The organism is Sphingomonas sp. Leaf407 (genome assembly GCF_001425385.1).
GTDB lineage: Bacteria > Pseudomonadota > Alphaproteobacteria > Sphingomonadales > Sphingomonadaceae > Sphingomonas.
Window position 1 is genome coordinate 105,542 of record NZ_LMQO01000001.1, and the last position, 23,313, is coordinate 128,854.

The window sequence follows — 23,313 nt, forward strand, 5'->3', positions numbered from 1 at the left end:
CATGGTTAGAGCACCCGCAGCGTGTGCGGGAGGTCGGCGGTTCAACTCCGCCTCCGGGCGACCGGATAGCTCAGCGAAACCGTCCCGCCGACCCCTCGTCGCCGGCATCCGAAACAACGCTGGCGAATGCCGGCGGGACTACATTGGTCAAGGCCCCAAAAGGGCTGTGCGGTTCAAATCCGCCCCGGGGCGACCCGGGAATGTCCCGCCAATCCTCGTCGCCGGCACCGGAATTTGATGAAGGAGGTCGTGATGACCCAGACGAACTATGACTATACCGAAGTTCCCGGCGGCGTGCCGATCAAGGCGTGGACGCGCGGCGTGCCCGTCGACGACAAGGCGCGCGACCAACTGGCGCGGGCGGCGCGGATGCCGTTCATCTTCAAGCATGTCGCGGTAATGCCCGACGTGCATGTCGGCATCGGCGCGACGGTGGGTTCGGTGATCCCGACCAAGGGCGCGGTGATCCCGGCGGCGGTCGGCGTCGACATCGGGTGCGGCATGATGGCGGCGCGGACCTCGCTGATGGCGAGCGACCTGCCCGATACGTTGGAGGGCGTGCGCTCGGCGATCGAGCAGGCGGTGCCGCACGGGCGCAGCGTCGGCCGGGGCAAGCGCGACAACGGAAGCTGGGGTAGCCCGCCGCCGGCGATCGTCGCGGCGTGGACGACGCTGGTGGAGCGGTTCGACCGTATCTGCGAGAAGCATCAGCGGCTCAAGAACACCAACAACCTCGTCCATCTGGGGACGCTGGGCACCGGCAACCACTTCATCGAGCTTTGTCTGGATGAGGCGGGGGCGGTGTGGGTGATGCTCCATTCGGGATCGCGCGGCGTCGGCAATGCGATCGGCAGCTTCTTCATCGAACTGGCCAAGCAGGACATGCGCAAATGGCATTTGAACCTGCCCGACGAGGATCTGGCCTATTTCCCCGAGGGGACCGACCATTTCGACGACTATGTCGAGGCGGTGGGGTGGGCGCAGGATTATGCCGCGCTCAACCGGCGGATGATGATGACCAACGTCATCGCCGCGCTGCGCGGGGTGATCGCGAAACCGTTCGAGGCGGCGCTGGAGGCGGTGAACTGTCACCACAATTACGTCACGCGCGAAAACCATTTCGGCGAGAATGTGCTGGTGACGCGCAAGGGCGCGGTGCGCGCGGCGAAGGGCGTGATGGGGATCATCCCCGGATCGATGGGCGCCAAGTCGTTCATCGTCCGGGGGCTGGGCAACCCGGAGTCGTTCGATAGCTGCTCGCATGGTGCCGGCCGGGTGATGAGCCGGACGCAGGCCAAGAAGCTGGTGACATTGGACGAGCATATCGCCGACACGGCGGGCGTCGAATGCCGCAAGGACGAAGGCGTGATCGACGAGACGCCGAGGGCGTACAAGCCGATCGAGGCGGTGATGGCGGCGCAGGCCGATCTGGTCGAGATCGTCCATACGCTGAAACAGGTGGTGTGCGTGAAGGGGTGAAGCGGCGAAGCAGCGACAGGCCGGGGGCCTGTCGCCGCCGCTTCACCGGCCGCGCGGGTGGGCGGAAGGGGAGCCGTGCCGCTTTTGGAGGATGGGATGGAAGGAATACTGACGTGCCGTGCCTGTGGCGCGGCGTTGAGCGGGATGCTGACGATCCTGTCGAGCAAGGACCCGGCGGTGACGGTGCCCGACCATCGCGACGGTGAGCCGTTCGGTCCGCCGGGCGTGGCGTACAAGTCGTGGGAGCCGCTCGCCAAGGCGTTCGAGGGGCCGCCGGTGCCGCTGGAATTCGTGCCGCAGTTCTGGCTGAATCCGGCGGATGTCGCCGGGCGGGTGCGGGATACGACGAACCGCTGTCGGTTGAACGGCTGTTGCGGCCTCGATGGAATGAATGGACCCAACCAGCAATGCGCTTGTGGAGCCGAGGTCGGCACGCTGCAAAGTGATTGTTGGACCGCCCACATCTTCGTGCCCGAACCGGATGCGACCGAGTGGTGCGATGGGTGAGGGCCGCTCGGTGGCGCGCGCCGTATCCCCGCGTAGGCGGGGGGCCAGAGCCAAACGCGATGGCCGGTATGCGTGGCTCTGGATCCCCGCCTGCGCGGGGATACGGCCAAGACGGGGATTTCAAGTTTCGCAGCGAAGTCCTGCGGAAAGGATCGAACGATGACGACGATCAAGACTGCCATTCCCGCCGACGTGCGGGCCGAGATCGCCGCGCGCCTCGCTGCGGTCGAGGCGCAGGAAGGCGTACGGCTGTTGTTCGCGGTCGAATCGGGGTCGCGGGCGTGGGGGTTTCCCTCGCCCGACAGCGATTATGACGTGCGCTTCGTCTATGTCCGGCCACGCGACTGGTATCTATCGTTGAAGGGCGGGCGCGATGTGATCGAGGCGCCGATCGTCGATGACATCGATCTGAACGGGTGGGATGTGCGCAAGGCGCTGGGGCTGTTGCTCAAGTCGAATGCGATCCTGGGCGAGTGGATCGGGAGTCCGATCCGCTACCGCACCGACGATCCAGTCGTGGCGGACCTCGCCGCGCTGGCGGAGGCGGTGTGCGATCCCCATGCCGTGGCGTGCCATTATGCGAAGCTGGGGCTGACGGCTGCAGGGACGTGGCTGGCGGGCGACGGGGAGGTGGCGGTGAAGCGCTATTTCTACGCGCTGCGGCCGGCGCTGGCGATCCGGTGGATGCGCGAACATCCGGGCGAGCGGCCGCCGATGGACCTGCCGTCGCTGCTGGCGGGCGTGCGGCTTGACGATGCGCTGGTCGAGGCGATTGGCCGGCTGGTCGAGGCCAAGGCGACGACCGCCGAGCAGGGCGCGGTGGCGCGGCATGCCGCGCTCGACGCGATGATCCGCGACGAATTGTCGCGGGCGGATGATATTCCCGCGCGGGTCGTGGACGGTCTGGCGCAGGCCGACGCGCTGTTTCTGGAACTGGTGAACCGATGATCGAGATCGATGGCAGCGAGGGCGAAGGCGGGGGGCAGGTGGTGCGCAATGCGTGCGCGCTGTCGCTCGTCACCGGTGAGGCGGTGCGGATTTTCAACGTGCGCGGAGGCCGCACGAAGCCGGGGCTGATGCGCCAGCATGTCACCGCGATCGAGGCGGCGTGTACCATCGGCGGCGGGGTGTGCGACGGGCTGCACGTCGGATCGTCCGAGGTGAAATTCTGGCCGGGCAGGGTGACGCCGGGCGAGTATCGCTTCGCGGTGGGGACGGCGGGGTCGACCGGGCTGGTGTTGCAGACGGTGTTGCTGCCGCTGTTGCTGGCCGATGCGCCGTCGACGCTGGTGCTGGAGGGGGGCACGCACAACATGCTGGCGCCGCCGTTCGAGTTCATTGAGCGGTGCTTCTTGCCGGTGGTGCGGGCGATGGGCGGGCATGTCGCGGTGCGGCTGGTGCGGCACGGCTTCTATCCGCGCGGCGGGGGGCGGATCGAGGTGATCGTCGCGCCGTCGCGGCTGACCCCGATCGAGCGGGTGGCGCGCGGGGAACTGACCGGCGTGTCGGCGTGCGCGCTGTTCGCCGGGCTGCCGTTCGACATCGCCGGGCGCGAGATCGCCGTGGTGCGCGACAGTCTGGGCTGGTCGGAGCGCGAGTGTTTCGTGCGCGAGCTACCGGTGGATCAGGGGCCGGGCAATATCCTGCTGCTCGAAGCGAATTTCGAGCATGGCACCGAGATCGTCAGCGGCTTCGCGCAACTGGGGGTGCGCGCGGAAAAGGTCGCCAAGACGGCGGTGGGGCGGATGCGCGGCTATTTGGCCAGCGATGCGTTCGCCGGGCCGTATCTGGCCGACCAGTTGCTGTTGCCGATGGCGCTGGCCGGCGGGGGCGTGTTCACCACCGTCCGGCCGAGCGAGCATGCGCGCACGGCGGCGGCGGTGATCGAGCGGTTCACCGGGCGGCGCACCCGGTTCGATCCGGTGGAAAGAGGCGTTCATCGCGTGAGCGTTGGCTGATTGCGCGGGCGGCGACACCATGCTAAGTCGCCGCCCGAACCCGGTCCACAGGACGCGGGCGATACGGAGACATGCCTTGTTCGACCTTGCCGCCTTGCGCGGTGCCCGGGTCGGCGGTCTCCGGCCTTTCGCATAGCGCGTCGACTGACGCTGCGACGGGCCGGCATCCGCCACCGTCGCACCTGAACCCCTATCGTCAGGAATGCCGTCGACGTGCGCCCTTCGTGCGTGCGCCCGACGCGATGCGACATGTGGAATCGACATGGATGAACTGAATATCGTCCGGGGCCTGATGCTCCGGGCGGCGGGAACGCTTGGCGCAACCGCACCGCTGGTGAAAGCGCTGCTGGAATGGGCGCAGCCGCATGGGAGCTGGCTGGTGCCCGGCCATGCAGGCAAGCTGAAATGGAAGGCGTTGCGTGCGACGCTGGAGGAACCGGTCGTGACGCCGTTGCGCGCCCCCGCGCTTGAGCTGGCGCGGACGGTCGCGCATCTGCTGGCGTTGCCGCCGGTGGATGCCGAACTGCTGCGGTTGATGGTCGCGTGCGACCGGTTGCCGCGCGCGGCGGCGCTGGCGCGACTGCTCGACCGGCAGGGGCGGGGCCTGCCGCAATTGCTGGGCGAGATGGCGGGGGCCGAGGGCAGCGATGCCGATCGGGTCGCGCGGCGCGGGACGCTGGCCCGGCTGGGGCTGGCGAGCTTCTACATCAATCGCGATGGTGGTGCCGAGATCGACATCGCGTGGACGATGAAACGGCTGCTCGACCGCGCGCCCGCCGACGATGCCGGGGTGCTCGACCTGCTGGTCGGCCCGCGACAGGCGGCGACGCTGGGCATGGAGGCGTTCGGGCATATCGGCGAGGTCGGTTTCCTCGTCCGGCTGCTGCGCGGCGCGCTTGCGGCGAAGGCCGCCGGGGTCAACATCCTGATCCACGGGCCGCCGGGCACCGGCAAGACCGAACTGGCGCGCACGCTGGCGCAAGGCGCGGGCGCGGTGCTGCACGGCATCGGCGAGGCGGACGACGACGGCGAGGAGCCGAGCCGGTGGGACCGGGTGATGGCGCTGACCCTCGGCCAGAAGCTGCTGGCCAAGCGCGGCGACACGGTGCTGCTGTTCGACGAGATGGAGGACCTGATCGGCAATGCCAGCCCGTCGGCGGGCGGCGACTGGTTCCGCGCGCGCGAAGGGAGCAAGGTGTTCGTCAACCGGCTGCTTGAGGCCAATCCGGTGCCGGTGGTGTGGACGACCAACGCGATCGGCAATGTCGACGCGGCGATCCTGCGGCGGATGAGCTTCGTGCTGCGGATGGACCTGCCGTCGCGCGCCGCTGCGCTCGCGATGCTCGGCCGGGTGGCGCGCGAGGAGGCGGTGGCGCCGGGGCCGGGGTTCGCCACGCTGCTGGAGGCCGCGCCCGAGGCGGCGACGGTGCTGCGCGTCGCGGCACGGGCGGGCAGGCTGGCGGGCGAGGCCGATGGCGGGAGCGTCGCGGCCGAGGCGCTGGTGCGGGCACTCCGGGGTGGCACGCTGCCGCATCCGGGGCCGGCGGGGTTCGACCTCGACCTGTTCGAGAGCGACCGGCCGATCGAACCGCTGTTCGCGGCGATGGCGGGAGAGGGAGCAAGCGACGTCTCGCTGCTGCTGACCGGGCCGCCCGGCACCGGCAAGACCGCGTTCGCCCATCATCTGGCGCGCGCGCTCGACCGGCCGTTGCTGGTCAAGCGCGCGTCGGACCTGTTGTCGAAATGGGTTGGCCAGACCGAGGCACAGATCGCCGAGGCCTTTGCCGAGGCGCGGCGGCAGGAGGCGGTGCTGTTGTTCGACGAGGCGGATTCGCTGCTGTTCGATCGCACCACCGCGCGCAATAGCTGGGAGGTGGGGCAGGTGAACGAGCTGCTGACGTGGCTCGACCGGCATCCGTTGCCGGTAGTGGCGGCGACGAACCACGAGGCGAAGCTCGACCCGGCGACGCTCCGGCGGTTCGTCTTCAAGCTGCGACTGGGGCCGCTTGGGGCCGCTCGGGCGAAGGCGGCGTTCGCGCGGTTCTTTGGGGAAACGGCCCCGGCGGCGCTGGCGGAGGTCGAGGGGCTGACGCCGGGCGATTTCGCGGTGGTCGCGCGGCAGTTGCGCCACTGGCCGGCGGCGGACGCGGGGGAACTGGTCGAGCGGTTGCACCGGGAGGTGGCGGTGAAACCGGCGCGGGCGGTTCGGGTGGGGTTTTGAAGGGGACTCCTTCGCCGGCCGGGCGAGTGGCAGGGGCGGGTCGAGTTTGTCCCTTTGCCATAGGGCCGATAGACCTTCACGCTCCCATCGTCACCCCGGACTTGTTCCGGGGTCCACCTGGCCCCAAACGCTGTCGATACAGCCTCAAGGCGCACCGATTGCCGAGCCGTGGACCCCGGAACAGGTCCGGGGTGACGAAAGGGATAGCTGTTTCGGCCGAAAATGACGAAGATCGGCCAGCAATGCTGAATGTCGATCCCGCCTAAAGCGTCGCCCCAGCGAAGGCTGGGGCATCAAGCGGTTCCTGTCGCGCCCTGTACCCGGAGATCCCAGCCTTCGCTGGGATGACGTTTGGTTCGGGGTGGATGGATCGGTCGGTCGCCTGCCCGACCTCCTCCCCTCCCTGACAAGGGAGGGGCCGGGGGTGGGTCGGCCCGCGAGGAAACGTGCGCGCTTCACAACCGGCCGACCCACCCCCAACCCCTCCCTTCCAGGGAGGGGAGCAGGGTTTGCGGGTCCTTCGTTGACTATCGATCCGGCTGACCCATCCCCGACCCCTCCCTTTCAGCGAGGGAGCGGTAGACAGCGCTGGCGTCGCGGCTCGGCGCGGCGCAGCATGGGGTGGCAATCATCAAGGGAATCCATGCCGATGCCGATCACGCCGCCCGACGACTCGCTGTGGCTGTACCTTGGTGCCGATGCCGCCGGGGGCGATGACCCGACGCTCGATCTGTCGGCGGCGGCGCGGCATGGTGATACGCTGTTCCTCGGCAGCGACGAGGGGGTCAGCCTCGAACGGCTGGCGCGCGGCGACGACGGGTGGAGCGGGCACCAGCGCATCGTGCTGGGCGATATATTGCCCCTCGACACCTCGGGCGAGGCGGACATCGAGGGGTTGGCGGAGGACGACGGCTGGCTGTGGGTGCTGGGGTCGCACGCGCGGACCCGGCCCAAGATCGGCAAGGCGGGCGACGACCGGATCGACCTCACGGCGTTCGCCGGGTTGAAGGATACAAGGCCGCGTTGCGTGCTGGCGCGGTTGCCGCTGGCACCCGACGCCGATGCGCCGGGGCTGGTGCTGCCGGTCGCCGCCTATGCCGACCGGCGCGCGGGGATGCTGCGCCAGACGAAGCGTGGCAACCGGTTGGCGGCGATGATGGCGCGCGACGTGCTGCTCAAGCCCTTCACCAAGATCGCGTCGAAGGAGGGCGGGGTCGATCTGGAGGGGATCGCGGTTGCGGGCAACCGGGTGGCGATCGGCATGCGCGGGCCGGTGATCCAGAACTATGCGGTGCTGCTGGAGTTCGAGGCGGCGTTCAAGAAAACCGGGCGGATGACGATCCCCGGACCGTTGCACAAGCGGGTGCTCGACCTGAACGGCCTCGGCATCCGCGACCTGAAGCGCGATCGTGCCGACCTGTTGATATTGGCGGGGCCGACGACCGGGCTCGACGGGCCGTGCGCGGTGTATCGCTGGGCCGACTGGCTGGGCGATCCCGCGCGCGACGACCAACTCGTCCGACGGCATCGGCCCGAGCGGATCATCGAGCTGCCGTACGGGATCGGCGACGATCACCCCGAGGGGCTGTTGCTGCTCGACGGGGCGGAGGGCGCGCGCGATCTGGTGGTGGTGTGCGACAGTCCGGCGAAGGACCGGCTGGACAAGGCGCGGCGCGGGGTGCGGTGCGACCGGTTCCGGCTGCGGTAGGGGCGCAGTAGGTCGAACTGCCGGCTTGTGGTGACGTTCTGTCTGCTCCCCTCCCTGACAAGGGAGGGGTTGGGGGTGGGTTGGTCGGTTGTGGGGCGGTTGCGGTTCCTCTCGGGCCTACCCACCCCCGGCCCCTCCCTTGTCAGGGAGGGGAGAGGCTATGAACCGCTGTCCGGCTGGATGTTGATTGTCGCGACACGCTTGCCCTGCGAAATACCGATCCGCCCCCAAACCCCCGCCATGCCCTAACGGCAGGGAATGGCACAATTACTCATACTTTTCCCATTGCGCCTGTTCGAATTTCTCCGTATTTGTCCGAGTATATCGAAGCCGCCAACGGCTCGAGGCAGGGAGAGGGAAATGGGTTTCAGACCGATCATTCTGGCGTCGGCATCGTCGCTGTCGCTGCTGTGCGCACCGGCGCTGGCGCAGACCACGCCGGGGGCCAACACGCCCGAAAGCATCGGTGCGCCGCTCGGCACGCCCAGCGATGCGCCAGAACAGGTGTCCGACGGCACCCCGGTGCGTCAGGCGACGTCCGACGACGCGGACGAGATCGTCGTTACCGGCGTGCGCGCGTCGATCCTCGGCGCGCTGAACGTCAAGCGCAACGCGACGCAGGTAGTCGATTCGATCGTCGCCGAGGATGTCGGCAAGCTGCCTGACAACAACGTCATCGAGGCATTGCAGCGCGTGACCGGCGTGCAGGTGACGAACCGTGCCGGCGGCGAGGCGGCGGGCATCTCGATCCGCGGCCTGCCCGATGCGCTGACCACGATGAACGGGCGCAACATCTTTACCGCATCGGGACAGGCGTTCGCGCTGGCCGACATTCCGGCGAACCTCGTCAAGCGGATCGACGTGTACAAGACGCGCGCCGCCGACCAGATCGAAACTGGCATCGCCGGGCAGATCGACGTGTTCACCAGGCGGCCGTTCGATTTCGACGGCTTCGCGCTGTCGGGCGTGGCGCGCGGCATCTACAACGAACAGGCCGACACGTTTAACCCCAATGTCTCGGGCCTTATCAGCAACCGCTGGGAAACCGGGATCGGCGACATCGGCGTGCTGGTCAGCGGCAGCTATGCGCGGACCAAATATCGCGACATGAGCGTGACGTCGGGCGCGATGGTGCCGTTCGTCACCCAGAATGCGCCGCCGGGCTTCGTGCCGTTGCAGCGCGTGTTCCCCGAATCCGGCGCGTGGCAGCCGGGCACCGAGCGCGGGCTGCCGACCGCCGCCGGTTCGACCTTTCTGCTCGGCGGGCGGCAGGTGCCCTATTATCTGTCGCGCGACGCGGTGTTCAGCCCCGATGTCGCCGGCACGCGCGAACGCCCGGCGGTGAGCGCGGCGGTGCAATGGTCGCCCAGCAGCGATGCGACCTACACCGCCGAATTCTTCTGGAACCAGTTCAAGTCGACGACGCAGAACAGCCTGTTCTTCAGCTTCGTCGACTGGTGGGGGGCGCTCGGCACCAATCCCGGCTCGACGATCGAGCTGTATCCCGACACCAACATCATCAAGGCGCGCTCGGTCGGCGACGTGTTCGGCTTCAACAGCGGCGACTATACCCGCTCGAAGACCGACAGCTTCGTCTATGCGCTGAACGGCGACTGGAAGGTAGGCGACAATGCGCGCGTCACCGCCGACCTGTCGTACCAGAACAGCCAGTTTGACACGCAATTTCTCGCGATGCGGCTGACCCGCGTGGCGCGGCGGATCGACGTCGATTTCAATACCCAGAACGGTATCCCGTCGTACAACTTCGACAACAACGACCTGCTGGTCGATCCGACCCAGTGGGACGTCGGCGAATTCTATGACAATGCCAACCGGTCGAAGGGCGATGCGATCACGCTGCATCTCGACGGCGAGAACCGCTGGGACGACGGCTTCCTGCGCCGGGTGAAGGCGGGCATCCGCGTCGACAGCCGCAACGCGATGGATTCGGTGCGCACGCAGGACGCGCCCGGCCTCGGCCGCAAGTTCTCGACGCTCGATCCCGGGCTGCAACTGGTCAACAAGGACTTTTTCCAGGGGCGCGCGAGCGTGCCGACGTCGTGGCTGGTACCCAACGGGACCTATATCTACGACAATGTCGATGCGATCCGGCAATTGTATCGCGGCTCGGTCGATCCCGGCATCCAGTTGTCCGACCAGTTGAAGATGATCGACGTGTTCGACATCAACGAGATCACGATGACCGCCTATGCGATGGCGGACGGGCAGTTCGACCTGTTCGGGCGGCCGTTCCACGTTCAGGCGGGCGTGCGCTATGTCGATGTCGATACCGATCTGGTCTTCACCGACCGGCTGAGCGGTGCCGTGACCGGCGCGTCGCAGGGCACCACCCGCTTCCTGCCGAGCGCCACGCTGCGCTGGGAGATCACCGACAACTTCCGCGTTCGCTTCAACTATGGCGAGACGCTGCGCCGGCCGGGGTTCGCCGACCTGAACCCCAATTTCAACCTGACCGGCGACCTGACCAGCATCGGGCGCGGCAGCGGCAGCGCGGGCAATCCGGGGCTGCGGCCGACCGTCGCCAAGAACTACGACTTTTCGACCGAATGGTATTTCGAACGCAACAGCGCGCTGTATGCCACGCTGTTCCGGCGCGAGATCGACGGGCTGGTCGTGCCGCTGACCTCGGTGCTGACGATCCCCAATTCGGGGCTGAACACCAATGTCTTCGCGGTCACGCGGCCGGAGAATGCCTCGAACGGCGTGCTGAAGGGGGCGGAACTGGGGCTGACCTATTTCCCGACCTATCTGCCCTCGATCCTCGACGGGTTCGGATTTCAGGGGAGCCTGACGCTGCTCGATTCGAAGCAGAACATCCCGCTGACCGACGGGTCGGGCAATGTCACCGGCGAGACGGAATCGGCGTTCTTCGGCGTCTCCGACCTGTCGTTCAACACGACGCTGGCGTATGAGAAGGGCGGTCTTGGTGCGCGCCTCTCCTATGTGTGGCGCAAGGAGTTCCTCGCCAACAACGAGGCGCGGTTGTTCGCCAACCCGATCGGCGTGTGGCGGCGGCCGGAAAGCAGCCTCGATTTCCAGCTCACCTATGGCATCACCGACCGGCTGGGGCTGACGCTCGATGCGGTCAACCTGACCAGCCAGACGCAGCAGAACTACTACCGGTTCGAGGATGCGGGCAACGCCGACCAGTTCAACCTGGGCACGACGTTGCTGTCGCGGACCTTCGCGGTGGGCCTGCGCTTCTCGCTCGACTGATCGGTGCCCGTGCGGGCGGCCGCTTGGCGCCGCCCGTTCGCCGATCCCCCTATTCTCGGAGTGATTCCATGATCCGGTCCACGCTTCCGCTCGCCGCGCTCGTCCTGCTCCTCGCCGGATGCAACGGCATCTCGGGCACCGATGCCAGCGGCAATATCTCGGCACCCGTCTATCCCGCGCCGACGCCGACCCCCACGCCGACGCCGACCGCCACCGCGACCCCGGTCGGCCTCGCGCTTACCGGCGATACGATGCCGGTCCATGATCCGGCGATCATCAAGGACGGCAACACCTATTACCTGTTCGCCACCGGCGCGGTCGGCGACCGCGAAGGGCTGCTCGCCACGCGCACCTCGACCGATCTGACCGGGTGGACGTGGCGCGGGGCGGCTTATACCGCGCTGCCGTCGTGGGCGACCACGGCGGTGCCGGGCACGACCGGCATCTGGGCGCCCGACATCGTCAAGCGCGGCGGCGAATATCGCCTGTATTATTCGGTATCGACTTTCGGGCGGAATCAGTCGGCGATCGGGCTGACCACCAACAGCGCCTTGAACCTCAATTCGCCCGCCGCCGGGTGGAGCGACAAGGGCGCGGTGATCCAGTCGCAGACGACCGACAATTTCAACGCGATCGACCCCGCCGTGTTCACCGATGCCGACGGGCGCGAATGGATGGCGTTCGGTAGCTTCTGGTCGGGGATCAAGCTGATCCGGCTCGACCCTGCCACCGGCCTGCGGCTGGCGAGCGACCAGACGATCTATCCGCTGGCGAGCCGGCCCGCGCCGGGCGCGGTCGAGGCACCGTTCGTCGTGCGGCGCGGCGAATTCTACTACCTGTTCGCCTCGTTCGACGAATGCTGCAAGGGCGCGGACAGCACCTACAACACCGTCGTCGGACGCTCGAGGACCGTGACCGGGCCGTATCTCGACAAGGCGGGCAAATCGATGCTCGACGGTGGCGGGTCGGCGGTGCTGGCATCGGGCCGGGGGACGGGGGCGCGCTATGTCGGGCGGGGCCATGTCGCGGTGCTGCAGGAGGCGGCGGGCGACTATATCGTCTATCATGCTTATGACACGCAGCGGAACGGCGCGCCGACGCTGCAGGTGCAGAAGCTGAACTGGGACGCCGATGGCTGGCCGGTGGCGCAGTAGCATGCGCCCGCGCCGTATCCTCGCGGCGATCGCGCTGCTGGCGGCGGGGGCGCAGACCGCGCCGCCGCAGGGCGATACTCGCCCGGTCCACGATCCGGTGCTGATCCGCGAGGGGGCGACGTGGCACGTCTTTTCGACCGGCATCGGCAAGGACGGGCAGGGGCTGATCGCCGCGCGTACCTCCGCCGATCTGGTGACATGGGCACCGGGCACGCCGCCGTTCGCGAGCCTGCCCGAGTGGGCGGCGCGCGCCATTCCCGGCGCGCGCAACCTGTGGGCTCCCGACATATCGTTCGTGAACGGGCGCTACCGGCTGTATTATTCGGTATCGACCTTCGGGTCGAACCGATCGGCGATCGGGCTGGCGACGACGCCGACGCTTGACCCCAAGCGGCCGGGCTATGGCTGGCGCGACGAGGGGCTGGTGCTGGAGTCGCGGCCGGGCGATGCGTATAACGCGATCGATCCGGCGTTCGTGGTGGACCGGCAAGGGCGACACTGGCTGTCGTTCGGCAGCTTCTGGAGCGGGTTGAAGCTGGTCGAGCTGAACCCTGCGACCGGCAAGCCGCTGCGCCCCGCCGCCCGGCCGCTGGCGCTCGCCAGCCGTCCGGTGCCCGCCGGCGCGCCGTCGATCATCGAGGCACCCTATATCTTCGAGCGGGGCGGATGGTACTGGCTGATCGCCAGCTACGACTATTGCTGCAAGGGCGTGAACAGCACCTATTATACCGTGATCGGCCGGTCGCGGACGATCGCCGGGCCGTATCGCGGCAAGGACGGCAGTTCGATGCTGGCGGGCGGCGGCACGCTGCTGCTGCGCGCAGACCTTGAGGAGAAGGGGCGGTTTCGTGGTCCCGGCCATGCCGGCCAGTATCGCGGGGCCGACGGTGTCGACCGCCTCGTCTACCATGCCTATGACAAGGAAAACGCCGGCGCGCCGACCCTGCGGATCGCGACCCTGCACTGGGGTGCGGACGGCTGGCCGGTGGCCCGGCCCCAAGGAGAGTGACCATGACCCTATCGCTTACCCGCCGCTCGGTTCTGGGCGGCATGGCGGCGAGCGCGGCGCTGCCCGCGTTCGCGCAGCGGCGCCCGACCCGGATCGTCAACCCGCTGGTCAAGAACCGCGCCGATGCGCAGGTGTTTCGCCACACCGACGGCTGGTATTATCTGACCGGATCGGTGCCCGAATATGACCGGCTGGTGCTGCGCCGGTCGCGCACCATCGCTGGCCTTTCCACCGCGCCCGAGAAAGTGCTGTGGCGGCACGAGGCGAAGGGGCCGATGTCGGGCTTCCTGTGGGCGCCCGAGCTGCACCGGATCGGCAACCAGTGGATCATGTATTTCGCCGCCGGTCCCAGCGGCGGCGGCGAGGACGTGTTCCGCATCCGCACCTATGCGGTGGTGTGTGACGGGGCCGATCCGATGACCGGCAAATGGACCGTGCTCGGCCAGTTGCAGACGCCGTGGGACAGCTTCAACCTCGATTCGACCAGCTTCGTGCATCGTGGCACCCGCTATCTGGCATGGGCACAGCGCGAACCGGGGATCGAGACGAACTCGAACCTGTATCTCGCCCCGCTCGCCACGCCGCTGACGCTGGCAGCGAAGCCCGCCCGGCTGACCGTGCCGACGTTGCCGTGGGAAATCCGGGGGTACAAGGTGGCCGAAGCGCCGGCGATCCTCGCGCGCAACGGGCGGCTGTTCCTGACCTATTCGGCGAGCGCGACCGATGCGCGCTATTGCCTAGGCATGCTGACCGCGCGCGACGATGCCGACATCATGGACCCGGCGGTGTGGAGCAAGTCGCCCGAGCCGGTGATGAAGACGTCGGTCGAGCACAAGATTTTCGGCCCCGGCCACAACAGCTTCACCGTCGACGAGCGCGGGCGCGACATGCTGGTGTTCCATGCGCGCGATTACGAGAAGATCACCGGCGACCCGCTGTTCGATCCCAACCGGCATACGCGGGTGCAGCCGGTGCGGTACAATGGCGAGGGCGTGCCGCTGTTCGATCCGCCGGTGGCGAATGGGCCGCTGGTGTAGGGACGTTGCTCCCCGCCCTTGTCAGGGAGGGGAGCAGATTAGGAAGCCATTCCTTCGCGCGTCGTCACCCCGGACTTGTTCCGGGGTCTACCTCGCCCCAGACGCTGTCGATAAGGCCTCAAGGCGCACCGATTGCCGCGCCGTGGACCCCGGAACCAGTCCGGGGTGACGAAAGGAGCGGCTGTTTCGGCCGAAAATGACGAATATCGGCCGGCAAGGCTGAATGTCGATCGGCCCGAGAGGAAACGGTAGCGCTCGCCACGGGCCGACCCACCCCCGGCCCAGTTTCGGATGAACAGTGCCCCGCACTGTTCAGGTCATGCCGGGGGCATGACCGACCCGAAACTGTTGTCAGGGAGGGGAGAGGGTCAGATGCCGGCGTCGGTCAGCGCGGCCAACTGTTCCTTGCTCAGTTCGAGCCGCCATGATCCCGCCAGTTCCTCCAGTTGGTCGACGCTGGTGGCGCTGGCGATCGGGGCGGTGACGCCTTCCTGTGCGGCGAGCCATGCCAATGCGATCTGCGGCAGGGTCGCGCCGGTTGCCGCCGCGACCGTGTCCATCGCGGCGAGGACCTTCGCGCCTTTTCCTTCGAGCAGGTCGGCCATGCTGGACCCACGCACGCTCTTGGTCAGGTCGGCCTTGCTGCGATACTTGCCGGTCAGGAAGCCGGCGGCGAGGCCGAAATAGGGGGCGACGCCGATATTGTGCTCGACGCACAGGTTCTGGAGTTCGCCCTCATATTTCTTCCGGCTGACGAGGTTATATTCGGGCTGAAGGACGTGGAAGCGCGGCAGGCCCTCGGCGGTGGCAAGGTCGAGCGCGGATTTGAGGCGCATCGCCCCGAAGTTCGACGCGCCGAGCACGCCGATCTTGCCGGCGTCGATCAACCGGCCGAACGCGGCGAGATAGTCGGCCTGCGGCGTGTCGGTGTCGTCCTGATGCGCGTAATACAGGTCGATACGGTCGGTGCCGAGCCGACTGAGCGAGGCGTCGGCGGCGGCGGCGATGCGGGCGGGGGCGAGCTTCTCGCCGCCGTCGCCCGGCAGCATGCCGACCTTGGTCGCGAGCAATACCCGGTCGCGCTTGCCCGAAGTTTTCAGCCATTCCCCGAGGATCGTTTCGGATTCGCCGCCACGGTGTCCATCGACCCATGCCGAATAGACGTCGGCGGTGTCGATCATCGTGCCGCCCAGATCGACGAAGGCGTCGAGGATGCGAAAGCTTTGGTCGCGGTCGATCGTCCAGCCGAATACATTGCCGCCGAGGATCAGCGGCGGGGTGGCGAGGTCGGTCGCGCCCAGCGTGCGCGGCGGCAGGTCGGTCATGGTCGTTCCTTGGGTTGGGCCACCGTGTCGGGAGCCAGCGCATTGGCGTCGAGCATCGCCGCCGCGTCGTTGAGCGCGGCCGCCTCGCTCTGCGTCACGCCGCCCGGCGCGGTATCCTCGTCGCCGCCGCTACAGGCCGCGAGGAGGAGCAGGGCGGGGAGGGCAAGGGCGGCGGTGCGGGGCATCAGGCATCTCCAAACGAAAAAGGCCGCGTCCCGTTGCACGGGGCGCGGCCTTGTCGTCTAGCGCAGGTCGCGGCTTAGCGCTGCAGTTCGCGGCCGGTCTGTTCCAGTTCCTCGCCCGCTTCGCGCTGGGCGCGGTCGGTCGCGTTGTCGATGCGGTCGCCCGCGCGGTTGGCGGCGGCACCGGCGCGGTCGGCGGCGTTGTCGAGCTTGTCGCCGGCGCGGTCGGCGGCGTTCTCGGCGGCACCAAAGGCGCGGTCGCCGGCGGCCTGCACGTCGTCGACGGCTTCGCCGACGGTCGAGTTCACGTCGGCGGCGACGGCATCGGCGGCTTCACCGGTTTCGTTCTGGGCTTTCTGGCTGCAGGCCCCGACCGAGAAGGCAGCGATAGCGAGCGGCAGGAGGAACAGCTTTTTCATGAATGGCCCTTTCTTGATCCCATGATCCGCCGCCTAACGCATGTTCGCGGCGCTGGTTTCATGAACGGAACGATGGCGTGGCGTGGCACTCCGCGATTGACCCCATATAAAGATTTCTTTATATGATGCGCCATGGTTCCGGCTCTCGACATCCTGCGCGCGGCGAGCGACGCCACCCGGCTGCGGGTGCTGACGCTGCTGCGCCATATGGAGCTGTCGGTGGGCGAACTGGCACAGGTGCTGGGGCAGAGCCAGCCGCGCGTCAGCCGCCATGTGAAGATCCTGTGCGATGCGGGCCTTGCCGTGCGGCGCAAGGAGGGAAGCTGGGTATTCGTGGCGCTGGGCGCGCCGCCGGTGGTGGCACCGCTCGTCGGCGCGCTCGATAGCTGGCTGCCGCAGGGCGATGCGTGGCGCGTCGCCGATCTCGCGCGGCTGGCGGCGGTGCGCGCCGACCGGGCGAGTGCGGCGGCGGCGTGGTTCGAGGCGCATGCCGGCGAATGGGATGCGATCCGCTCGCTCCATGTCGCCGAGGAAGCGGTCGAGGCGGCGATGGCGCGCACGCTGGGGCAGGCGCGGCTTGACCTGCTGGTCGACATCGGCACCGGGACCGGGCGGATGCTGGAGCTGTTCGCGCCGCAATCGGCCGCCGCGATCGGGATCGACCGCTCGTCGGAGATGCTGCGCCTCGCCCGCGCCAAGCTGACCGAACGCGGATTGGACCATGCCGAGCTGCGGCAGGCGGACCTGTATGCGCTGCCGATCGAGGATGGCGCGGCCGATGCGGCGGTGGTCCATCACGTGCTACATTTCGCGCAGCATCCCGGCGCCGCGATCGCCGAGGCGGCGCGGGTGCTGCGGCCGGGCGGGCGGTTGCTGATCTGCGACTTCGCGCCGCACGAGCGCGAGGAGCTGCGCTCGCGCGACGCGCATGCGCGGCTGGGCTTTTCCGACGAACAGATGCTGCGCTGGTTCGGCGACGGCGGGCTTGCCCCGGTGTCGATCGAGACGCTCGACGGGGCCGAACTGACGGTCAAACTATGGATGGGACGTCGCCTGGGCGACGTGCAAGAGGTGAAGGCGGCATGACTCCGACCATTTCCGATATGGAAGAAGCACGACGCGCGCTCGATGCGCCGCTGTTCGCCGATCTGGCGGGCGACTGTTCGGTCAGCTTCGAATTCTTCCCACCGAAGAACGAGAAGATGGAAGCCGCGCTGTGGGAGACGGTGCGCGCACTGGAGCCGCTGGCACCCAAATTCGTGTCGGTGACGTATGGCGCGGGCGGATCGACCCGCGAGCGCACCCATGCGACGGTCGAGCGGATCGCGCGCGAGACGTCGATGCCCGCCGCCGCGCACCTGACCTGCGTCGAGGCGAGCCGTGCCGAGATCGACGAGGTCGCCCAGGCCTATTGGGCGGCGGGCGTACGCCATATCGTCGCGCTGCGCGGCGATCCGCCGACGATGGGGCAGAAGTTCACGGCGCACCCGGATGGCTATGAAAACGCCGCCGCGCTGGTGACGGGGTTGCAGAAGCTGCACCCGTTCGAGATTTCGGTCGCGGCCTATCCCGAATGCCATCCCGATTCCGAACATCAGGCGGCCGATCTCGACAACCTCAAGCGCAAGATCGACGCGGGGGCGACGCGGGCGATCACGCAATTCTTCTTCACGCCCGAGGCGTTCTTCCGCTTCCGCGATGCCGCCGCCGCCGCCGGGATCAACGCCGACCTCGTGCCGGGCATCCTGCCGGTGTCGAACGTGGGGCAGGTGCGCAAGTTTGCCGGCATGTGCGGTGCGGCGATCCCGCCATGGATGGACCGGCTGTTCGAGGGGCTGGACGACCACCCCGGCGCGCGCGCGTTGGTGGCGGCGACGGTCGCCGCCGAAATGTGCCGCAAGCTGTACGCCGGCGGCGTGCGCGACTTTCATTTCTACACGCTCAACCGCGCCGAACTGTCCTATGCGATCTGCCACCTGATGGGCCTGCGCCCGAAGGCGATGGCGATCGCGGCGGCGGCGTGATCCGAGAGGAATTGCCATGACCGATGCTCGCCAACGCCTGAACGAACAGGCCGCCAGCCGCGTCCTCATCACCGACGGCGCGTTCGGGACCGAGATCCAGAACTGGAAACTGTCCGAGGCCGATTATGCCGGCCAACTGACGCTCGGGCACGATCAGAAGGGCAACAACGACATATTGGCGATCACCAAGCCCGAAGTGCCCGAGACGATCACCCGCGCGTATCTCGACGCCGGGTCGGACATCGTGTCGACCAACACGTTCAGCGCGAACCTCATCAGCCAGGCCGATTATGGCGCGGAAGCGCTGGTCGCCGACATCAATATCCAGAGCGCGCGGATCGCCCGCCGCCTCGCCGACGACTATGCCGCGCGCGACGGGCGGCCGAGGTTCGTGGCCGGGGCGATCGGGCCGACCAACAAGACGCTGTCGCTGTCGCCCGACGTCAACGATCCGGGCTATCGCGAGATCGATTTCGATCACCTCAAGGCCGTCTATCGCGAACAGATCGATGCGCTGGTGCATGGCGGGATCGATTTCGTGCTGATCGAGACGGTGTTCGATACGCTGAACGCCAAGGCCGGGGTGATGGCGGCGATCGAGGCGGGGCAGGCGCTGGGCCGCGACCTGCCGATCATGTTGTCGATGACGCTGACCGACCTGTCGGGGCGCAACCTGTCGGGCCATACCGTCGAGGCGTTCTGGCATGCGGTGCGCCATGCGCGGCCGGTGACGATCGGGCTGAACTGCTCGTTCGGCGCGGAGCAGTTGCGGCCGCACGTCAAGACGCTGAGCGAAATCTGCGATACGCTCATCATGGTCTATCCCAATGCCGGGCTGCCCAACGAACTGGGTGCCTATGACGAACTGCCGGCGACGACCGCGTCGCTGGTCGGCGACTGGGCGGATCACGGGCAGGTCAACATCCTCGGCGGCTGCTGCGGATCGACCCCGGCGCATATCAAGGCGATGGCCGAGCGGGTGCGCGGCGTGACCCCGCGCCGGGTGCCGAGCGTGCCGGTGCGGACGCGGCTTGCCGGATTGGAACCGTTCACGATGGCGGCGTGACCATCATAGCCCTCTCCCCCTTGGGGGAGAGGGTTGGGAGAGGGGGTGTCCACCGTCCTCTCCGCTGTATTCCCCTCTCCCCGGCCCTCTCCCCTGAAGGGGAGAGGGAGAGAAAGCTCTCATGACCAACGCTTCGACCAATTTCGTCAACATCGGCGAACGCACCAACGTCACCGGATCGGCCCGCTTCAAGAAGCTGGTGATGGCCGGCGACTATGCCGCCGCGGTCGAGGTGGCGCTGCAACAGGTCGAGAGCGGGGCGCAGGTCCTCGACGTCAACATGGACGAGGGGCTGCTCGACGCGCACCACGCGATGACGACGTTCCTGAAGCTCATCCAGGCCGAGCCGGACATCGCGCGCATTCCGGTGATGGTCGACAGTTCCAAATGGGACGTGATCGAGGCGGGGCTGAAGTGCGTATCGGGCAAGCCGATCGTCAATTCGATCAGCATGAAGGAGGGCGAGGAAGCGTTCCTCCACCACGCCCGCATCTGCATGAACTATGGCGCGGCGGTCGTCGTGATGGCGTTCGACGAGGTCGGACAGGCCGATACCCAGGCGCGCAAGGTCGAGATCTGTTCGCGCGCCTACGACCTGCTGATGACGATCGGCTTTCCCCCTGAGGACATCATTTTCGACCCCAACATTTTTGCGGTGGCGACGGGGATCGAGGAGCATAACAACTACGGCGTCGACTTCATCGAGGCATGTCGGGAGATCAAGGCGCGCTGCCCGCATTGCCATATCTCGGGCGGGCTATCGAATCTGTCGTTCAGCTTCCGTGGCAACGAGCCGGTACGCCGCGCGATGCACTCGATCTTCCTCTATCACGCCATTCCTGCGGGCATGGACATGGGGATCGTCAACGCCGGGCAGCTCGACGTGTACGACACGATTGATACCGAGCTGCGGGTGGCGTGCGAGGACGTGATCCTCAACCGTGATCCGGGTGCCACCGACCGGCTGATTGCACTGGCCGAGAAGTACAAGGGCACCGACGCGGTGGCGGAGAAGGCGGCGGCCGAATGGCGCTCGCTGCCCGTCACCAAGCGGCTGGAATATGCGCTGGTCAAGGGCATCGACGCGCATGTCGTCGATGATACCGAGGAATGCCGCCAGCAGTTCGCCCGGCCGATCGAGGTGATCGAGGGGCCGTTGATGGACGGGATGAACGTGGTCGGCGACCTGTTCGGATCGGGCAAGATGTTCCTGCCGCAAGTCGTCAAATCCGCCCGCGTGATGAAGAAGGCGGTGGCCCACCTGCTGCCGTTCATCGAGGCGGCGAAGGAGCCGGGGGCCAAGGGCAAGGGCAAGATCATCATGGCGACCGTCAAGGGCGACGTGCATGACATCGGCAAGAACATCGTCGGCGTCGTCCTGCAATGCAACGGCTTCGACGTGGTCGATCTGGGCGTCATGGTGCCGTGGACCAGGATCCTCGAAGCGGCGAACGAGAATGACGCCGACATGATCGGGCTGTCGGGGCTCATCACCCCCAGCCTTGATGAAATGGTGACGGTGGCCGAGGAGATGAAGCGCGCCGGCATGACGATGCCGCTGCTGATCGGCGGGGCGACCACGTCGAAGGTGCATACCGCGCTGCGCATCTCGCCGGCCTATGATGGGCCGATCGTTCACGTGCTTGACGCATCGCGCGCGGTCGGCGTGGCGACGACGCTGGTCAGCGACACCGGGCGCAACGCCTATGTCGCGCAGATCGCCGCCGATTACGAAGCGGTGCGCGTGGCGCGCGCGGGCAAGGGGCAGAGCGAACTCACCCCGATCGCCGATGCGCGCACCAACCGCTTCACGGCCGATTTCGCGCAGAAGCCCGGCGCGCCGGTGAAGCCCGGCCGCCATGTGTTCGACGATTGGGATCTGGCCGACCTGCGTGCCTATATCGACTGGACGCCGTTCTTCCGCGCATGGGAACTGGCGGGCAATTTCCCGGCGATCCTGACCGATGCCGTGGTCGGCGAGAGCGCGTCGTCGCTCTATGAGGATGCGCAGGCGATGCTCGACCAGATCATCGCCGAGAAGTGGCTGACCGCGAAGGGCGTGGCCGCGCTGTGGCATTGTCACGCACACGGCGACGACGTGATCGTCGACGTGCCCGCCGAGCAGATCGAACCGGCGCTGGAGGCGGGGCGCGTCTCGCCGCTGTCGGGGGTGCCGCACGACTTCGCCACGCCGATGCAGACGACCCATGCCACCCACGCGATCCGCATGCCGTTCCTGCGCCAGCAGGTGGCGAAGCGCGAGGGGCGGGCGAACATGTGCCTCGCCGATTTCGTCGATCCCAAGGGCGACTGGATGGGTGGCTTCGCGGTCGGCATCCACGGCATCGACCCGCACATCGCCCGGTTCAAGGCGGCGCACGACGATTATCAGGACATTCTCCTGAAAGCGCTGGCCGACCGGTTGGCCGAGGCATTCGCCGAACGGCTGCACCATCATGTCCGCACCGACCTGTGGGGCTATGCGCAGGGCGAGCAACTGACCAACGAGGCGATGATCCGCGAGCAGTATCGCGGCATCCGCCCCGCGCCGGGCTATCCGGCCTGCCCCGACCATAGCCAGAAGCCGATCCTGTTCGAGATGCTGGGCGCAAGCGCGGCGACCGGCATCACCCTGACCGACAGTTTCGCGATGCTGCCGACGGCGGCGGTATCGGGCTTCTATTTCGGCCATCCCGACAGCGCCTATTTCGGCGTCGCGCGGATCGGGCGCGATCAGCTTACCGACTATGCCGCACGGCGCGGGGTGAGCGTGGAGCAGGCGGAGCGCTGGCTGCGGCCGAATCTGGATTGATCCGGTTTCGTCATTCCCGCGAAGGCGGGAATCCATACACGCTATCGGTCCGCTTCTATCGTCGGCGTTGCGTTTATGGATTCCCGCCTGCGCGGGAATGACGAGTGGGGCGCGGGACGAAGCGATCGAACCAAATCCTCCGACCGCCGTTACTGCCGGCGATGAAACGATATGTTGTAACTTCGCGCGCGGTGCGGCATAGCGATGCCATGCGTAGCACTGTCATCCGTCCGGCCGGAGTCGAGGGTCGTCTCGACCGTATCGGCATGGTGTTGTCCGGGCTGTGCGCGGTGCATTGCGTGTCGACCGTCATCCTGACGTTGCTGCTCGCCTCGGTCGGGGGGGCGTTGCTGCATCCCGCGATCCATGAGGTAGGCCTCGCCGTCGCCGTGGCGATCGGGGTGGTGGCGCTCGGCAGCGGCTATTGGCGCCATGGCCGCCGCCTGCCGACGCTGGTCGGTGGTCTGGGCCTGACGATCATGGCTGCCGCGCTGATGCTGCCGCACGGGCTGCCCGAGGCGCTGGCGACGATCGCCGGGGTGGCGTTGCTGGCGTTCGGCCACCATCTCAACCGCCGCGCCGCCTGATCGGCTTGCCGCGCCGCGTACCCACGCTTATCTTGGGCGACATGGCGCATGAGCATCACGAACATAACGGCCCGGCATGGAACAAGGCCGCCGAGGCGGCGCTGATCCGCGCGGGCGAACAATGGACCGCGATGCGTGCCAGCATCTTCGACGTGCTGGCATCGTTCGACAAGCCGGCCTCGGCCTATGACATCGCCGACGCGGTATCGAAGGCGCAGGGGCGGCGGGTGGCGCCCAACAGCGTCTATCGCATCCTCGACCTGTTCGTGAACGCGAACCTCGCCCGGCGGGTGGAGAGTGCCAACGCCTATCTGGCGAACACCCATCCCGACTGCATTCACGACTGCATCTTCCTCGTGTGCGACGCTTGCGGACAGACGACGCATATCGATGACGACAGCATCACCCGCAACGTCCGCTCGGCGGCTTGCGGCGCGGGATTCACGCCCATTCGCCCGGTGATCGAAGTACGCGGCACCTGTGCCCTGTGCAGTGCAGCATCGGCCGTCGCCTGAACCTGCACTGAACTTCCACAATAGTTTGTCCGGCAGCGCGCCTACGGCCAATCGACAGTCCGGTTGACCTGCG

18 protein-coding genes and 1 pseudogene are annotated in these 23,313 nt (G+C 67.6%); 16 read left to right on the plus strand and 3 right to left on the minus strand.

Features of this window, described 5'->3' with window-relative positions; genetic code table 11:
* Positions 1-252 precede the first annotated feature (252 nt).
* From ASG37_RS00490 to ASG37_RS00535, 10 genes and pseudogenes are all read left to right on the plus strand, one after another.
* Positions 253-1,479 (plus strand): RtcB family protein, encoded by a 1,227-nt coding sequence (locus ASG37_RS00490; RefSeq protein ID WP_055757139.1) that lies wholly within the window; start codon positions 253-255, stop codon positions 1,477-1,479.
* Positions 1,480-1,575: 96 nt separating this feature from the next.
* Complete coding sequence (locus ASG37_RS00495) at positions 1,576-1,986, plus strand: hypothetical protein (RefSeq protein WP_156348985.1); 411 nt, start codon at positions 1,576-1,578, stop codon at positions 1,984-1,986.
* A 159-nt stretch (positions 1,987-2,145) separates the two neighbouring features.
* Positions 2,146-2,934: a DNA polymerase beta superfamily protein gene (locus tag ASG37_RS00500; protein ID WP_055755329.1), complete on the plus strand. Its 789-nt coding sequence runs from the start codon at positions 2,146-2,148 to the stop codon at positions 2,932-2,934.
* Complete coding sequence (rtcA, locus tag ASG37_RS00505; RefSeq protein ID WP_055755330.1) at positions 2,931-3,944, plus strand: RNA 3'-terminal phosphate cyclase; 1,014 nt, start codon at positions 2,931-2,933, stop codon at positions 3,942-3,944. The genes ASG37_RS00500 and rtcA overlap by 4 nt, the downstream gene beginning before the upstream one ends.
* 262 nt (positions 3,945-4,206) lie before the next feature.
* Positions 4,207-6,165, plus strand: coding sequence for an AAA family ATPase (locus ASG37_RS00510; RefSeq protein WP_082447899.1), 1,959 nt, complete (start codon positions 4,207-4,209; stop codon positions 6,163-6,165).
* A gap of 643 nt (positions 6,166-6,808) precedes the next feature.
* Positions 6,809-7,873, plus strand: coding sequence for a DUF3616 domain-containing protein (locus tag ASG37_RS00515; protein WP_055755332.1), 1,065 nt, complete (start codon positions 6,809-6,811; stop codon positions 7,871-7,873).
* 360 nt (positions 7,874-8,233) lie between these two features.
* Positions 8,234-11,110, plus strand: a complete 2,877-nt coding sequence (locus ASG37_RS00520) for a TonB-dependent receptor (RefSeq protein WP_055755333.1) — start codon at positions 8,234-8,236, stop codon at positions 11,108-11,110.
* A 68-nt stretch (positions 11,111-11,178) separates the two neighbouring features.
* Positions 11,179-12,264, plus strand: coding sequence for an arabinan endo-1,5-alpha-L-arabinosidase (locus ASG37_RS00525; RefSeq protein ID WP_055755334.1), 1,086 nt, complete (start codon positions 11,179-11,181; stop codon positions 12,262-12,264).
* A gap of 1 nt (position 12,265) precedes the next feature.
* Entirely contained in the window at positions 12,266-13,273 is a 1,008-nt protein-coding gene (locus ASG37_RS00530; RefSeq protein ID WP_055755335.1) for an arabinan endo-1,5-alpha-L-arabinosidase, read from the plus strand.
* A gap of 2 nt (positions 13,274-13,275) precedes the next feature.
* Positions 13,276-14,304, plus strand: a pseudogene (locus tag ASG37_RS00535) (glycoside hydrolase family 43 protein); the annotation flags it as partial.
* A 374-nt stretch (positions 14,305-14,678) separates the two neighbouring features.
* On the opposite strand, the gene ASG37_RS00540 reads toward ASG37_RS00535, so the two are convergent.
* The 3 genes from ASG37_RS00540 to ASG37_RS00550 all read right to left on the minus strand — a co-directional run bounded on the left by ASG37_RS00540 (position 14,679) and on the right by ASG37_RS00550 (position 16,236).
* Positions 14,679-15,635: an aldo/keto reductase gene (locus ASG37_RS00540; RefSeq protein WP_055755337.1), complete on the minus strand. Its 957-nt coding sequence runs from the start codon at positions 15,633-15,635 to the stop codon at positions 14,679-14,681.
* A complete protein-coding gene (locus ASG37_RS00545; protein ID WP_055755338.1) occupies positions 15,632-15,820 on the minus strand; it encodes a hypothetical protein in 189 nt (62 codons plus the stop codon). The genes ASG37_RS00540 and ASG37_RS00545 overlap by 4 nt, the downstream gene beginning before the upstream one ends.
* 74 nt (positions 15,821-15,894) lie before the next feature.
* Positions 15,895-16,236 (minus strand): hypothetical protein, encoded by a 342-nt coding sequence (locus ASG37_RS00550; RefSeq protein ID WP_082447902.1) that lies wholly within the window; start codon positions 16,234-16,236, stop codon positions 15,895-15,897.
* A 132-nt stretch (positions 16,237-16,368) separates the two neighbouring features.
* Here ASG37_RS00550 and ASG37_RS00555 point away from each other — a divergent pair, with 132 nt between their 5' ends.
* The 6 genes from ASG37_RS00555 to ASG37_RS00580 all read left to right on the plus strand — a co-directional run bounded on the left by ASG37_RS00555 (position 16,369) and on the right by ASG37_RS00580 (position 23,240).
* Positions 16,369-17,322 carry an ArsR/SmtB family transcription factor gene (locus ASG37_RS00555; protein ID WP_055755339.1) on the plus strand — a complete coding sequence of 318 codons (954 nt, stop codon included), beginning with the start codon at positions 16,369-16,371 and terminating at the stop codon, positions 17,320-17,322.
* Positions 17,319-18,260: a methylenetetrahydrofolate reductase [NAD(P)H] gene (metF, locus tag ASG37_RS00560; RefSeq protein WP_055755340.1), complete on the plus strand. Its 942-nt coding sequence runs from the start codon at positions 17,319-17,321 to the stop codon at positions 18,258-18,260. Before ASG37_RS00555 ends, metF begins: the two co-directional genes overlap by 4 nt.
* 16 nt (positions 18,261-18,276) lie before the next feature.
* Positions 18,277-19,326: a homocysteine S-methyltransferase family protein gene (locus ASG37_RS00565; protein ID WP_055755341.1), complete on the plus strand. Its 1,050-nt coding sequence runs from the start codon at positions 18,277-18,279 to the stop codon at positions 19,324-19,326.
* Positions 19,327-19,447: 121 nt separating this feature from the next.
* Positions 19,448-22,138 carry a methionine synthase gene (metH, locus tag ASG37_RS00570; protein WP_055755342.1) on the plus strand — a complete coding sequence of 897 codons (2,691 nt, stop codon included), beginning with the start codon at positions 19,448-19,450 and terminating at the stop codon, positions 22,136-22,138.
* 209 nt (positions 22,139-22,347) lie between these two features.
* A complete protein-coding gene (locus ASG37_RS00575; protein WP_055755343.1) occupies positions 22,348-22,725 on the plus strand; it encodes a MerC domain-containing protein in 378 nt (125 codons plus the stop codon).
* A 41-nt stretch (positions 22,726-22,766) separates the two neighbouring features.
* The gene (locus ASG37_RS00580; RefSeq protein ID WP_055755344.1) at positions 22,767-23,240 is read left to right on the plus strand and encodes a Fur family transcriptional regulator; all 474 of its coding nucleotides are present in this window, start codon (positions 22,767-22,769) and stop codon (positions 23,238-23,240) included.
* The last annotated feature ends 73 nt before the right edge of the window (positions 23,241-23,313 follow it).

What these genes read in the sequence shown, in the direction of transcription:
- ASG37_RS00490 (WP_055757139.1), top strand. Translation starts at nt 253, where the DNA reads ATGACCCAGACGAACTATGACTATACCGAAGTTCCCGGCGGCGTGCCG.
- ASG37_RS00495 (WP_156348985.1), top strand. Translation starts at nt 1,576, where the DNA reads ATGGAAGGAATACTGACGTGCCGTGCCTGTGGCGCGGCGTTGAGCGGG.
- ASG37_RS00500 (WP_055755329.1), top strand. Translation starts at nt 2,146, where the DNA reads ATGACGACGATCAAGACTGCCATTCCCGCCGACGTGCGGGCCGAGATC.
- rtcA (WP_055755330.1), top strand. Translation starts at nt 2,931, where the DNA reads ATGATCGAGATCGATGGCAGCGAGGGCGAAGGCGGGGGGCAGGTGGTG.
- ASG37_RS00510 (WP_082447899.1), top strand. Translation starts at nt 4,207, where the DNA reads ATGGATGAACTGAATATCGTCCGGGGCCTGATGCTCCGGGCGGCGGGA.
- ASG37_RS00515 (WP_055755332.1), top strand. Translation starts at nt 6,809, where the DNA reads ATGCCGATGCCGATCACGCCGCCCGACGACTCGCTGTGGCTGTACCTT.
- ASG37_RS00520 (WP_055755333.1), top strand. Translation starts at nt 8,234, where the DNA reads ATGGGTTTCAGACCGATCATTCTGGCGTCGGCATCGTCGCTGTCGCTG.
- ASG37_RS00525 (WP_055755334.1), top strand. Translation starts at nt 11,179, where the DNA reads ATGATCCGGTCCACGCTTCCGCTCGCCGCGCTCGTCCTGCTCCTCGCC.
- ASG37_RS00530 (WP_055755335.1), top strand. Translation starts at nt 12,266, where the DNA reads ATGCGCCCGCGCCGTATCCTCGCGGCGATCGCGCTGCTGGCGGCGGGG.
- ASG37_RS00540 (WP_055755337.1), bottom strand. Translation starts at nt 15,635, where the DNA reads ATGACCGACCTGCCGCCGCGCACGCTGGGCGCGACCGACCTCGCCACC.
- ASG37_RS00545 (WP_055755338.1), bottom strand. Translation starts at nt 15,820, where the DNA reads ATGCCCCGCACCGCCGCCCTTGCCCTCCCCGCCCTGCTCCTCCTCGCG.
- ASG37_RS00550 (WP_082447902.1), bottom strand. Translation starts at nt 16,236, where the DNA reads ATGAAAAAGCTGTTCCTCCTGCCGCTCGCTATCGCTGCCTTCTCGGTC.
- ASG37_RS00555 (WP_055755339.1), top strand. Translation starts at nt 16,369, where the DNA reads ATGGTTCCGGCTCTCGACATCCTGCGCGCGGCGAGCGACGCCACCCGG.
- metF (WP_055755340.1), top strand. Translation starts at nt 17,319, where the DNA reads ATGACTCCGACCATTTCCGATATGGAAGAAGCACGACGCGCGCTCGAT.
- ASG37_RS00565 (WP_055755341.1), top strand. Translation starts at nt 18,277, where the DNA reads ATGACCGATGCTCGCCAACGCCTGAACGAACAGGCCGCCAGCCGCGTC.
- metH (WP_055755342.1), top strand. Translation starts at nt 19,448, where the DNA reads ATGACCAACGCTTCGACCAATTTCGTCAACATCGGCGAACGCACCAAC.
- ASG37_RS00575 (WP_055755343.1), top strand. Translation starts at nt 22,348, where the DNA reads ATGCGTAGCACTGTCATCCGTCCGGCCGGAGTCGAGGGTCGTCTCGAC.
- ASG37_RS00580 (WP_055755344.1), top strand. Translation starts at nt 22,767, where the DNA reads ATGGCGCATGAGCATCACGAACATAACGGCCCGGCATGGAACAAGGCC.